This is a genomic window from Microbispora cellulosiformans (assembly GCF_008728085.1).
GTDB lineage: Bacteria > Actinomycetota > Actinomycetes > Streptosporangiales > Streptosporangiaceae > Microbispora > Microbispora amethystogenes.
Genome location: NZ_VYTZ01000010.1, coordinates 16,831 through 29,349, shown reverse-complemented (window position 1 = coordinate 29,349; position 12,519 = coordinate 16,831). Strand labels below are relative to the sequence as shown.

Below are 12,519 nucleotides of genomic sequence, written 5' to 3'. Positions count from 1 at the left end.
TGCGAGGATCGTCCCCATGGAGACGACGCTGACCGGCCTGGACGGGCTGCTCGACGGCTTCGACCACGTCTACCGTGACCAGCTCGCCCGTTACCCCGCGGGCCAGGAGCCGGCGTGGCAGCCGGTGCACACCGTGTACGTGCCGGCGGACCGGGTCACGGCGGGGGTCGTCCACGAATGGCGGCACGCCGCCACCGACCTGCTGAACCGGCTGCTGTTCACCCCCGGCGAGCTGGCCGCGCTGTTCGGGCTGGACCCCGGGCTGGCCCAGCCCGTGCACGAACGGGTCCGCCGCAAGCTCCACAACGAGCCCATCGAGGACCTGCGGATCGACTTCGAGGACGGGTACGGCGTGCGCGCGCCGGAGGAGGAGGACCGGCACGCCGAGTCCGCGGCGGCGGCCGTCGCCGAGATGCACCGGGCGGGCACCCTCCCCCGCCGTTGGGGGCTGCGGGTGAAGTCGTTCGCCGACGGTGACCCGCACCGCTCGATCCGTACGCTCGACGGCTTCCTCACCGAGGTCGTACGGCGGGCCGGGCGGCTTCCGGACGGGTTCACGGTGACCTTCCCCAAGGTCCTCATGGAGGACTACCTCGGTCAGTTCGCCCGCTGCCTGGAGACGCTGGAGCGGGCGCTGGCGCTGCCCTCGGGGACGCTGCGCTTCGAGATGCAGGTGGAGGCCCCGCAGACCGTGCTGATCCTGCAGCGGTCGGCCGATCTGGTGCCGTCGCTCGGCGGGCGGCTCGCGGCCGCGCACTTCGGGGTGTTCGACTACACCGCGGCGGTCGGGCTGCCCCCGGACGAGCAGCGGCTCGACCATCCCGCGTGCGACCACGCGAGGCACGTCATGCGGACCGCGCTCGCCGGCACGGGCGTCGAACTGTCGGACGGCTCCCTCGCCGCGGCGCCCGCCTCCGACTCGGCCGCCGACGTGCACGCCCTGCTCCGCAGGCACTCGGCTCTGGTGGCGCACTCGCTGTCCCACGGCTTCCACCAGGGCTGGGACATGCACCCCTCGCACCTCGTCAGCCGTTTCACGACCGTCTACGCCTTCCATCTCGCCTGCTACGAGAAGTACGCCGACCGGGTGCGCGCGTGGGAGGAGCGGCGGGCCGCGGCGGGCGGGGTGCTGGACGAGCCCGCGACGATACGGACGCTGGTCGCCGCGCTGGCCCGGGCCGACCAGGCCCTCGGCTGACCACGCACCCGTCTTTGCCATATCGGCAACGTTGTTTGGCGATCCAGCCGATCATGGCGCATCGTGACCCGAGCGATGAGAGGAGACTCGGGTGGACAGGACATATGACGTGATCGTGGTCGGCGGCGGCGCGGCCGGGCTCAGCGGCGCCCTGGCGCTGGCGCGGGCGAGGCGGTCGGTGCTGGTGGTCGACGACGGGCGGCCGCGCAACGCGCCTGCCTCGCATGTGCACAACTACCTCGGCAGGGAGGGCACACCGCCCGCCGAACTGCTGGCGGCCGGGCGCGCGGAGGTCACGGCGTACGGCGCCGAGATCACCGACGGGCGCGTGGCGAACGCGGCACGGGAGGACGACGGGCGCTTCCTCGTGACGCTCGACGACGGGCGCGCGCTCCGGGCACGACGGCTGCTGCTCGCGACCGGGCTCGCGGACGAGCTTCCGGACGTGCCCGGCCTGGCCGGACGCTGGGGCCGCGACGTGCTGCACTGCCCGTACTGCCACGGCTGGGAGGTCCGCGACCGGCGGATCGGCGTGCTGGCCACCGGCCCGCACGCCGTCGAGCAGGCCTGCCTGTGGCGGCAGTGGACCGAGAACGTGGTGTTCCTCAACCATCACGCCGTGCCGCTGCCGGCGGAGCACGCCGAGCGGCTCGCCGCGCGCCGGATCGCCGTCGCGGACGGCCAGGTCGCGGAGGTGGAGGTGACCGGCGACACGCTCACCGGGGTACGCCTGGCCTCGGGCGACGTGGTCGCGCTCGACGCGGTCGTCGTCGCGCCGCGGTTCACCGCCCGCGCCGACGTGGCCCGGTCGCTCGGCCTCACGCCGGTCGAGGTGGAGAAGAACGGTGACGTGGTCGGCAGCCGGATCCCCGCGGAGCCGACGGGGGCCACCGCCGTGCCCGGCGTCTACGTGGCGGGGAACACGGCCGACCCGATGGCGCAGGTGATCACGTCCGCCGCGTCGGGCCTGACCACCGGCGCGGCGATCAACATGGACCTCGTCGCCGAGGAGACCGCGGAGGCGGTCGACGCCTACCGGCACACCATGGGCACGATGTTCGAGGAGGCCGCCTGGGAGGAGCGCTACCAGTCACGGCCGGCCGTCTGGAGCGGGCGCCCGAACGTGCAACTCGTCGCCGAGGCCGCCGATCTGCCGCCGGGCCGGGCCCTCGACGTCGGCAGCGGCGAGGGCGCCGACGCCGTGTGGCTCGCCGGGCGCGGCTGGCGGGTGACCGGCACGGACATCTCGGCCACCGCGCTGAAGCGGGCCGCCGCCCACGCCGCCGACGCCGGCCCCGAGGTCGCGGCCCGCATCGAGTGGCTCCACGCCGACCTGCGTGACCACCCGCTCCCCGAGGGCGCGTACGACCTGGTGTCGGCGCACTACATGCACCTGCCGGTCGAGACGCGGCAGGCGCTGTACGCCCGGCTGGCCGCGGCGGTGGCGCCGGGCGGCGTCCTGCTGATCGTCGGGCACCACCCGCTCGACCTGCTGACCGTGGCCCACCGGCAGCACCTCCCACAGGCGATGTTCACCGCCGAGGAGATCGCGGCCTCGCTCGACCCGGCCCGCTGGGAGGTGACGACCGCCGAGGCCCGGCCGCGGACGGCGACGGACCCGGAGGGGCACGAGATCACCATCCGGGACGCCGTCCTGGTCGCGCGCCGCCGTACCTGACGCCGCCGGGCCCGACAACGCCGGGCCTGACGGCGCCGGGCCTCAGAGCCGGTCCACCAGGCGGCGCCAGTGCCTGACCCGGTTCGGGTCGACGGGCTCCTGCCAGGAGCCCCGCACTGCGCCGCCCACGTGGAAGGCGCGGATGCCGTAGTCGAGCAGCGCCGGGACGTGCGCCTCGCGCAGGCCGCCGCCGGCGAGCACGAGCGAGGCGTCTCCCGCCTCCGCCCGGGTCCGCAGGACGTCCAGGCCGCTGCCGACGCCCTCGGGCGACCCCGACGTGAGGACGGTCGCCAGGTTCGGCAGCAGCCGTACGGCACGCCACGCGGCCCGCACGTCGGCGGCGTGGTCCACGGCGCGGTGGAAGGTCCAGGGCAGCGGCGAGACGGCCTGGATCAGCGCCTCGGTCGCCTTCACGTCCACCGAGCCGTCCTCGTCGAGGAATCCGAAGACGAACCCCGCCGCGCCCGCCTCGGTCAGTTCCTTCACGTCGCGGCGCAGCCGGTCGAGCTCCTCCGGGCGCACGGTGAACCCGGCGTCGCGGCGGAGCATGATCATCTGCGGCAGCCCGCACTCGCGGGCGATGGCCGCGACGAGGTCCGCCGAGGGGGTGAGCCCGCCCGAGCCCATGTCGGACACGACCTCCAGGCGGTCCGCCCCACCCTCCTCCGCGGCCACGGCGTCACGCAGATCGAGCGCGATCACTTCAAGGAGGGATCCCGTCATGATGTGAACAGTATCGGGTCCCTTTGCGGCGCCTCACGGCATCCGCCCTGTTCAGCACTCGATCAACTCGTTGTGTGCCGTGATGTCAAGAACGCGCAACTGCTGCGCCCCGTGACCTCCACGCGGGGCCGGCACCGCCGGCGTGTGGCGCTCCTGCCGCCGCCGGCGCCCCGGCATCGCCGGTTCGCCGTGCCCGGAACGGTCCCACGCGGGGAGCACGGCGCAGGCGTCCCGCTCGAACAGCGCCCCCGAGGCGCGGTGCGGCAGGTCGACGGTGCGGACGTGCCGGAAACCCACTCCCCGGTAGTACGCCTGCAGGCGGGCGTTGTCCTTCGAGCAGTCGAGCCGCAGGTACGGCCGGCCGTGGACGGCGGCCCGCAGGCCCGCCCAGTCGAGCAGCGCCTCCCCCAGGCCCTGGCCGGAGAAGGACCTGTGCACGGCCAGTTTGTGGACGTACAGCGCGTCTCCCGGCCGGTCCCGCGGCGTCCAGAACTCCGCGTCGGCGTGGCCGTCCACCGCGATCGTGGCGGCGGGCACGCGGGCGGCACCGTCGAGGGTCTCCGCGGCCTCACCGGCGTCGAGCAGGTACATGACCCCCTCGCCGATCAGCGGGTCGATGCGCTCGGCGGGGAAGCCCCCGGCCGGCCACTGCCGTACGCCGAGGCCGTTCAGCCAGCCGGCGGTGCGGGCCAGCAGGGCGAGGACCCCCGGAAGGTCGGCGGGGGTGGCGCGACGCAGCGTGAGTTCCGTAACAAGATCCAGGGTGTTCGCAGGCATGCCTGATTCCTTTCGTGCCGAGGGGGGTGATCCGATCACTCAGAGTGACGGCGAGATGCCGTACAGCGTCCGTCGCGGTGGACGGCGGACCTCGCTACGGCGCGCGGGTACGGCGAGGCCCACGGCGGGATCGGCCCCGGGGACCGCCATGGGGAACGGCATGGGGAACGGCACGGTGATCCGTGCGGGAATCGGCCCACAGACGGGCACAGTGATCGGCGCAGCGGCCGGGCGGGCCGGCGCACAGGAGGGATGGGCCCCCCGGAGGAGGGCTCGGCCTGCGGCGCCCGCTCAGGGGAGCGGACGCCCGGGCCTCGTCAATGACGTTCCAGCTCGTATCGGATCAGATGCTTGTCGGCGGGCAGAACGGACACGGCCACGCGGACCGGAGTGTCGTCGGCGTCGTAGCCGACCCGGGTGTGGACGACCACCGGGGTGCCCGGCTCCAGCTGGAGCCGCGCCGACTCGTCGGAGGTGGGCATGCGGGCCGAGAGGTCGTCGACCACGCGGGTCTGCAGGTGCCCGAGCTCCTCCAGCACCCTGTTGGCCCCGCGGGTGATGTCCCCCGGCCGGGCGATCTCGGAGCCCCCCACGATCTCCAGCGGGAAGTACGAGTCCAGCGTGTTGAACGGCTGGGCGTCGACGAACCGCAGGCGGCGGCGCACCACGGCCAGGGCACCGTCGGCGAGGGCGAGGCGCGTCGCCACGTCCTCGGGCGGCTCGACGATCGACACCTCGATCCGCTGGTCGGCCGTACGGCCCTCGGACCGGACGGCGTGGACGAACGCGTCGAACCGCGGCTCTTCCTGGTCGTGCGCGAGGAACTCGTCCTGGGGCCGCATGAGGAGGGGACGGCGCTCGCGTACGAACGTTCCACGCCGGCGCATCCGCAGGATGAGACCCTCGTTCTCCAGTTCGCCGAGCGCCAGCCGTACGGTGTTGCGGCTGACCCCGTGCGCCTCCATGAGGTCGGTCTCGGTCGGGATCTGGTCCCCCGGCGCGAGTTCGCCCGCGTAGATGGCCCTGCGCACCTCGGCGGCCACCTGCTGATAGAGCGACGATCGTGCCATCTTTCCTCAATCCACCCTTTTGTTCCAACAAATCTAGAGGATCTCGGTCTAGCGGGAAACAACCCCTTGACCGGAGCCCTCCGGGCCGCGCATTATCCAAACGTTGGTACAAATCCATCCAATGGAGGTGGGGCAGGTGCTAGCGGTCCGTGCGGGCACGCCGTACTTGCCCTGGCGGGATCCCTGCGAGGCGACGCGCATGCTGCGCTACGCCTTGCACCGGCAGGGGTTCACCCACACCTACCAGAGCAACGGGAACGGCATGTCCGTGCTGTCGGTATCCACCGACTTGACGGTCTGGTGCAGGAACGGGTCGTTTGTGTGGCATGAGGATGAGTTCTTGATCACCCATCCCTCCGACGACCCGGACGGCGCGACACGCCTGATCATGCGGCACCACCGCACACCGGAGCGGCCGGACGACGGCCTCTCCCCAGAGACTCCGTGCGATTGAACGAGGTCTCGACCCCAACCCTCGCCGGGGTCGAGGCCTCGCGCCGGGGCGGAGCGCGTCCTGGCGGGTCCCCCACGCCCGCCAGGACGCGCCACCGTTAGCCGGCGCCGTCAGCCGGCGCGTCGCCCCCGGCACCGCGCGGCGCGAGCCAGGAACCGACCGGTCGGTACGCTTCCCCCATGACTCTGTTCTCGGTGGAAGGCAAGACGGTCGTCGTGACGGGCGGCTCCCGGGGAATCGGCAAGATGATCGCGCGTGGGTTCCTCGACGCGGGCGCGACCGTCTACATCTCCTCCCGCAAGCAGGACGAGCTGGAGGCCACGGCCGCGGAGCTGGGCTGCCGGGCGGTCCGGGCCGACCTGTCGACCCCCGAGGGCGTCGAGACGCTGGCGCAGGCGGTGGCCGAGCGGGAGAGCCGGCTCGACGTGCTCGTCAACAACGCCGGGGCGAGCTGGGGCGCGCCCCTGGAGGAGTATCCCGAGCACGCCTTCGACAAGCTCTGGGACATCAACGTCAAGGGCGTCTTCTTCCTCACCCGCCGGTTCCTGCCGCTGCTGCGCGCCGCCGCCTCGCCCGCCGACCCCGCCCGCGTGATCAACATCGGGTCGGTCGACGGGCTGCGGGTGCCGTTCATGGAGAACTACGCCTACTCGGCCGCCAAGGCGGGGGTCCACATGCTGACCCGGCATCTGGCGCACCGGCTGGCCAATGAGTCGATCACCGTCAACGCGATCGCCCCCGGGCCGTTCGAGTCGAAGATGATGGCCTTCGCGCTCGACGACCCCGAGATGCGCGGCGCGATCGAGAGCGGCGTGCCGCTGGGGCGGATCGGCCGGCCCGACGACATGGCGGGCGCGGCCATCTTCCTCGCCTCACGGGCCGGCTCCTACCTCACCGGGGCCGTCATCCCGGTGGACGGCGGCATCTCGACGCACGGCTGAGCGCCGGCCGCGGGCGTCAGCCCACCTTGAGCGTCTCGGCGAGGACCTCGGCGAACAGGTCCGGCGCGGCCAGTTCGTCCCGCAGGAACAGGTACGGCTCGGTGAGCTCGACCTCTATCAGCACCGGCTCGCCGTCGGGCATCCGTACCAGGTCCACCCGGGCGTAGAGGAGGTCCTGCGGCACGGCGGCCAGGACCCGCTCGGCCAGCGCGAACTGGTCGTCGTCCGGGTCGCGCAGGGTGGCGCGGTTCGCCGCGACGGGTTCGCCGCTCAGCATGGGATTTCGCCGTACGGCGTGGCTGAACCGGCCGCCGAAGTAGAGCAGCGACAGCTCGCCCTCCTGCTCGACCGACGGGACGTACGGCTGGACCATGGCCGTGCGGCCCTCGGCGAGCAGCGCGGCCGCGTGCGCGGCGGCGGTCTCCCGGTCCGCGGTGCGGATCGTGTCGCGGGCGCCTCCCGAGACGGCCGGCTTGACGACGTACTCCTCCCACTCGGGCAGCTCCGCGCCCGGCTCGGGCCAGAAGGTGGGCACGATCGGCACGCCCAGCGTGCGCAGGTAGGTCTTGTCGGTGTTCCATTCGAGCACCGGCGCCGGGTTGAACAGCCGCGTGACCCGCTCCACCCGGTGGGCCCAGGCGACGAACTCGTCCCGCCGCTCGACGTAGTCCCAGGCGGAGCGGACGACCGCCGCGTCGAAGTCCGCCCAGTCGACGGCGGGATCGTGCCAGTTCACGGGCGACCCCTCGATGCCGGCCCCGAGCCAGGCGGCGAGGACGATCTCCCGTTCGTCGTCGAAGCGGATGATCGGGTGATCCGTGGTGACGTAGGCGACCTTCATCGAACTCCCATCCGCGATGCGTCGGCGCCCCATGCTACGGCGCACGCCACACCGCCCAGCCGCCGCCCGCCTCCCCCGCCCTCACAAGCCCGGCGCCCCCGTCACAGGCCCGGTGCCCTCAGCCGAGGCCGGCGAGGACCTCTGCCGCCGCCTGGCCGCAGACCCTGGCGGCGCCGTGCGTGGCGATGTGGACCGCCCCCAGGTCCGTACGGCCCGGCAGCCCCATCTCGACCACGACGCCGTCGGGCCGGGCGGCCAGCAGGCGCTCCAGCAGGTCCGTCTGCCAGGGATGCCGGTGGGCGTCCCGCACCACGACGACGAGGGGCCGGTCGGCGGCCTGGCGCAGGACCACGGCGGCGACGCCGTCGCCCGGCTCGTGCGCCCCCCGCACGTCCTCCTCGCGCAGGCGGGCGACCGTGGTGCCCGGCAGCAGCTTGGCCAGCGGCTCCCCGGCGCCCCACGGCATGCCCTTGTCGATCGCGAGGTTGGTCTCCGGCGCGAGCTCGACCACATGGGGCGCCGCGGCCAGCGGCAGCGTCCCGGCCGGCCCGCGCAGGGTGACCCGCAGCGCCCGGCGGGCGGCGGCCAGCCCGATCTCGCCGGGCACGGCGTCCCCCGGCTCCGCCGCGACCCGCCAGGCGGCGAGGGCGCGCACGCGCGCCGCCGCGTCGGCGAGCCGCTCCTCCGTCAGCGATCCCTCCGTCACGGCGTCGGCGATCGCGGCGCGGATGCGCGCGTGGGTCGCCTCGTCGGCGTTCTCGCCGCCCACGCAGACCGCGTCGGCCCCCGCCGCCACGGCCATCGCGCTCGCGCCGCCGAGGCCGTACCGGCCGGAGACGGCGGCCATCTCGATGCCGTCGGTGACGATCAGGCCCTCGAAGCCCAGCTCCCGCCTGAGCAGGCCGGTGAGGACGCGGGGGCTCAGGGTGGCCGGCCGTTCCTCGTCGTACGCCGTCACGAGCAGATGACCGGTCATGACGGCCCGCACTCCCTCGCGGATGGCCACCCGGAACGGCAACAGCTCCACCTCGGCCAGTTCCTCCCGCGAGGCGGTCACCCGCGGGATCCCGTGGTGGGAGTCGACGGACGTGTCGCCGTGCCCGGGGAAGTGCTTGGCGCAGGCGGCGACGCCGGTGGACTGCAGTCCGCGGATCCAGGCGGCCGTGTGCCGCGCGACGAGCCGCGGATCGGCGCCGAACGCCCGCAGGCCGATGACCGGGTTGTCCGGGTTGGAGTTGACGTCAGCGGCCGGGGCGAAGTCGATGGTGATCCCGGCCCGCCGCAGGTCGCGCCCGATGTCGCGGGCCACCTGCTCGGTCAGCTCCTCGTCGTCGACTACGCCGAGCGCGTAGTTGCCGGGCCGTGAGCTGCCCGTGCGGGCCTCCAGCCGCGTCACCTCCCCCGCCTCCTCGTCGATGCCGATCACGATGTCGGGGTTCTCCGCGCGCAGCGACGAGGTCAGCGCGGCGAGCTGGGCCGGGGTGTCCACGTTCCGCGAGAACAGCACCACGCCGGCGAGGCCGCCCGCGAGCCGCCGCCGCACCCAGTCGGGGGCGGCGGTCCCGGCGAAGCCGGGCAGCAGGACCGTGTCGGCGAGACGGAGCAGGTCGGGGCTTCGCTTCATGCTGCGCCCGCAGGGCATCGCTCAGGCATGCCCCGCAATTTAATAGGAAACTTTCCTATTTGCTAGTGCGGATCAGAGATCGGTGCGGTGCAGCCGGTTCTCCCTCACCTCGAAGCCCGCGATCGTGGTCAGCGGGGCACCGGGCTTGTCCACGAAGGCGACCGCCCGGTAGTCGGCCCGGAACTCGGTCATGCCGGCCGTGCAGGACACGTATCCGTGCCGGCTGTCGAAGAAGGCGATGTGGGGGTTGATGTCGAGGATCTTGCTCGCGTCGGTGATGCCCGGCATGCTCGTCACCGAGGGGCCGACGAACTCGGCGCCGAGCGCGCGGGAGGCCGGGTCCGCCCAGTCCGCGCGCACGTCGCAGGCGTACGCGCTGTGCACGTCGCCGCTCAGCACGACCAGCCCGTCCGGGGCGGCGGCGAGCACGCGGGCGCGTGAGTCGGGAAAGCCGTCCCACGCGTCGGCGCTGACGGGTTCGAGCGGGAACCTGCGCTGGGAGAAGAACACCGCCTGCGCCAGCACCTTCCACCGGGCCGTCGAGCCGCGCAGCCGGTCGACCAGCCACTTCTCCTGCTCGGGGCCGAGCATGTCGCGGCCCTGGCGGTACTGCCGGGCGTCGGCGAGCAGGAAGTCGGCCACCCGCCCGTACGGCCGCCGGCGGTGGTTCTGCAGGCTCGCGTCGGACGGGCGCACGCGCAGCGGCTGGTGCTCGTAGTACGCCTTGAAGGCGGCGGCCCGGCGCTTGAGGAAGGCGGCGGAGGCGCTTCCGTCGCCCGGCAGCGCGCCCGCCCAGTTGTCCCGCACCTCGTGGTCGTCGGGGATCGCGAGCCACGGCGCGGCGGCGTGCGCGGCCTGCAGGTCGGGGTCCATCTTGTAGCGGGCGTAGCGGTTGCGGTACCCCGCGAGCGTGGTGCACTCGGCGGTCGACTCCAGCGGGCGCACCCAGCGGCCGGGCCCGGGGTTCTTCGGCTTGCCGTACTCGTAGATGTAGTCGCCGAGGTGGAGGACCAGGTCGGGCCGTTCGGCGGCGAGATGGCGCAGCGCGGTGAAGTGACCGTGCTCGTAGCGCTGGCAGGAGACGAAGCAGAAGCGGACGGGAGCGGTCGAGCCGGCGGCGGGGGCGGTCCTGGTGCGGCCCACCCGGCTCACGTGGCCCTCGGCGGAGAACCGGTAGAAGTAGTCGGCCCCGGGCTTCAGCCCGGCCACCCGCACGTGCACGCTGTGCGCCCAGTCGGGCTGCGCGGACGTGGTGCCGGACTGCACGACCTTCCGGAACGCCTCGTCCTCGGCGATCTCCCACCGCACGCTCGTCGCCTTGTCCGGCATGCCGCCGGGGCGCGTCGGATTCAGCGGCTCGGGAGCCAGCCGGGTCCAGAGGATCAGTCCGTCGGATAAGGGCTCGCCCGACGCCACCCCCAAGGTGAACGGATACTGCAATTTCGCCATGCGTCCGATCCTGCCGTACGGGCGGCGGTCATGCCGGGAGGTCACGCGAGGCGAGAGTTGCGAACAAGCCCTTGCTCGACGGCCATAATGGGAGCCGTGAACCAGCGTAAGGAGTCCGGCGGCACGGCCGTGCCGGTCAGTGTGCCGGGCAGGGCGAGGCGCGGGGTGGCCGGGCCGGCGTCGGAACGACGCGAGCACCTCGTCAGGCTCGCCGCCGAGTTGTTCGCGCGCAAGGGCTTCCAGGCCACCACGGTACGGGAGATCGCGCTGGAGGCGGGCATCCTCTCCGGCAGCCTCTACCACCACTTCGACTCGAAGGAGACGATCGTCGACGAGGTGCTGCGCACCTTCCTGGACGATCTGATCACCCGCTACCGGGCCGTGCTGGAACGCCGCGACGATCCCCACTCGGTCCTGGCGGAGATGGTCCGCATCGGCTTCGGCACCCTGGAGCCGCACCGGGCGGCCATCACCGTCATGCAGAACGACTGGAACTACCTGCGCTCGCTCCCCGGCGACCGGTTCGACTACCTGCTGCGGGCCGAGGACGAGGTGGAGCGCATGTGGGTGGAGCAGATCAGGGCCGGCCAGGCCGCCGGCCAGTTCCGCGCCGACGTCGACCCCAAGCTCACCTACCGGATGATCCGCGACACCATCTGGGTGACCGTGCGCTGGTTCCGCCCCGGCGGCAGGCTCGACACCGACAGCCTGGCCGACCACTTCGTCAAGCTCCTGTTCGACGGTCTCGCGACCGGGGAGCGGGCGAGCCGGCCGTCATGACACTGCACAAGGCGGTACGCCTCGCGCTGACGGAGGCCGCCGACCCGGCGCGCGCCCAGTCCATGCGGGCGTACATGAAGTCGGAGATGCCGTTCCTCGGGGTCACGGCCGTGCCGCGGCGGGCCCTGCTGCGCAGGCTCTTCACCGAGCACCGGCTCGACAGCGCGCCCGAGTGGCGCCGGGCGGTGCTGGCGCTGTGGCGCGACGCGGAGTACCGCGAGGAGCGCTACGCCGCGATCGAGCTGTCCGCGCACCGGTTCTACCGGTCCTGGCAGACGCTCTACACGATCCCGATGTACGAGGAGATGATCGTCACCGGGGCCTGGTGGGACTTCGTGGACGACATCGCCATCCACCGGATCGGCACGCTGTTGCGGCTCTATCCCGAGAGCATGCGCCGTCTGGTGCTGGAGTGGGCGCACGACGCCGACCTGTGGAAACGGCGCGCCGCCATCCTGTGCCAGAACTCCTTCAAGGACGGCACCGACGTCCACCTGCTCTACGCGTGCATCGAGCCGAGCCTGTCGGACACCGACTTCTTCGCCCGCAAGGCCATCGGCTGGGCGCTGCGCGAGTACGCGAGGACCAACCCGGAGGAGGTGCTCCGCTACGTGAAGCACCGGGGCCTCAGCGGGCTGAGCCGCCGCGAGGCGCTGCGGAACCTCCCCGGCGCCTGACGTCCTTGGGCCCCGGAGGTTCACCGCCCCAGGGCCCAGCGCGCCGACCGCTGGAGCAGCCCGCCGCCCCGGGCGAGGTGGGCGAGCACGTCCGCGAGGGCGGCGGACGTCGCCGGGAGGTCGTGGGCCACCCCGCCGGACAGGATGAGATTGCGCGCCATGAAGGTCACTTTACGGCCCGGCCGAAATGTGCTCCGCCCGGGAAAGCGCCCCGTACGGACGACAGCGCGCCCGATCTCCCGGATTACATCCGCGAGGTGACGTTTTTGCTCCGGTGACAACCGCCCTTTCGGGTGAGACCTTGAGT

General features: G+C 73.0%; 13 protein-coding genes. 6 read left to right on the top strand and 7 right to left on the bottom strand.

Annotation, left to right across the window (positions count from 1 at the left end; genetic code table 11):
- The first annotated feature begins 16 nt into the window (after nucleotides 1-16).
- Together F5972_RS25935 and F5972_RS25930 are read left to right on the top strand one after the other, a co-directional pair.
- A complete protein-coding gene (locus F5972_RS25935) occupies nucleotides 17-1,198 on the top strand; it encodes a DUF6986 family protein (protein ID WP_150936776.1) in 1,182 nt (393 codons plus the stop codon).
- 91 nt (nucleotides 1,199-1,289) lie between these two features.
- On the top strand, nucleotides 1,290-2,876 hold the full coding sequence (locus F5972_RS25930) for a bifunctional NAD(P)/FAD-dependent oxidoreductase/class I SAM-dependent methyltransferase (RefSeq protein WP_150936774.1): 1,587 nt from the start codon (nucleotides 1,290-1,292) through the stop codon (nucleotides 2,874-2,876).
- Nucleotides 2,877-2,918: 42 nt separating this feature from the next.
- Here the strand turns inward: F5972_RS25930 and F5972_RS25925 are convergent, their stop codons facing one another.
- The 3 genes from F5972_RS25925 to F5972_RS25915 form a co-directional block, all read right to left on the bottom strand.
- Nucleotides 2,919-3,599 (bottom strand): copper homeostasis protein CutC, encoded by a 681-nt coding sequence (locus tag F5972_RS25925; protein ID WP_150936772.1) that lies wholly within the window; start codon nucleotides 3,597-3,599, stop codon nucleotides 2,919-2,921.
- 51 nt (nucleotides 3,600-3,650) lie between these two features.
- Nucleotides 3,651-4,376, bottom strand: a complete 726-nt coding sequence (locus F5972_RS25920; protein WP_150936770.1) for a GNAT family N-acetyltransferase — start codon at nucleotides 4,374-4,376, stop codon at nucleotides 3,651-3,653.
- A gap of 317 nt (nucleotides 4,377-4,693) precedes the next feature.
- Nucleotides 4,694-5,446 (bottom strand): GntR family transcriptional regulator, encoded by a 753-nt coding sequence (locus F5972_RS25915; RefSeq protein ID WP_117410488.1) that lies wholly within the window; start codon nucleotides 5,444-5,446, stop codon nucleotides 4,694-4,696.
- 199 nt (nucleotides 5,447-5,645) lie between these two features.
- On the opposite strand from F5972_RS25915, the gene F5972_RS25910 reads away from it, so the two are divergent.
- Together F5972_RS25910 and F5972_RS25905 are read left to right on the top strand one after the other, a co-directional pair.
- Complete coding sequence (locus tag F5972_RS25910) at nucleotides 5,646-5,900, top strand: hypothetical protein (protein ID WP_150936768.1); 255 nt, start codon at nucleotides 5,646-5,648, stop codon at nucleotides 5,898-5,900.
- A gap of 179 nt (nucleotides 5,901-6,079) precedes the next feature.
- The gene (locus F5972_RS25905; RefSeq protein WP_150936766.1) at nucleotides 6,080-6,841 is read left to right on the top strand and encodes an SDR family oxidoreductase; all 762 of its coding nucleotides are present in this window, start codon (nucleotides 6,080-6,082) and stop codon (nucleotides 6,839-6,841) included.
- Between the two features lie 16 nt (nucleotides 6,842-6,857).
- Here F5972_RS25905 and F5972_RS25900 read toward each other — a convergent pair whose 3' ends face one another.
- From F5972_RS25900 to F5972_RS25890, 3 genes are all read right to left on the bottom strand, one after another.
- Nucleotides 6,858-7,682, bottom strand: a complete 825-nt coding sequence (locus F5972_RS25900; RefSeq protein ID WP_150936764.1) for an ATP-grasp domain-containing protein — start codon at nucleotides 7,680-7,682, stop codon at nucleotides 6,858-6,860.
- Between the two features lie 118 nt (nucleotides 7,683-7,800).
- On the bottom strand, nucleotides 7,801-9,306 hold the full coding sequence (locus F5972_RS25895; RefSeq protein WP_150936762.1) for a glycoside hydrolase family 3 protein: 1,506 nt from the start codon (nucleotides 9,304-9,306) through the stop codon (nucleotides 7,801-7,803).
- 72 nt (nucleotides 9,307-9,378) lie between these two features.
- Nucleotides 9,379-10,755: an alkaline phosphatase D family protein gene (locus tag F5972_RS25890; protein WP_150936760.1), complete on the bottom strand. Its 1,377-nt coding sequence runs from the start codon at nucleotides 10,753-10,755 to the stop codon at nucleotides 9,379-9,381.
- Nucleotides 10,756-10,842: 87 nt separating this feature from the next.
- Between F5972_RS25890 and F5972_RS25885 the strand changes: the two genes are divergently transcribed.
- Nucleotides 10,843-11,535, top strand: coding sequence for a TetR/AcrR family transcriptional regulator (locus F5972_RS25885; protein WP_150936757.1), 693 nt, complete (start codon nucleotides 10,843-10,845; stop codon nucleotides 11,533-11,535).
- On the top strand, nucleotides 11,532-12,212 hold the full coding sequence (locus F5972_RS25880; protein ID WP_150936755.1) for a DNA alkylation repair protein: 681 nt from the start codon (nucleotides 11,532-11,534) through the stop codon (nucleotides 12,210-12,212). Before F5972_RS25885 ends, F5972_RS25880 begins: the two co-directional genes overlap by 4 nt.
- A gap of 20 nt (nucleotides 12,213-12,232) precedes the next feature.
- On the opposite strand, the gene F5972_RS37480 is transcribed toward F5972_RS25880, so the two are convergent.
- Complete coding sequence (locus F5972_RS37480) at nucleotides 12,233-12,373, bottom strand: hypothetical protein (RefSeq protein ID WP_191910318.1); 141 nt, start codon at nucleotides 12,371-12,373, stop codon at nucleotides 12,233-12,235.
- Nucleotides 12,374-12,519: the final 146 nt, after the last annotated feature.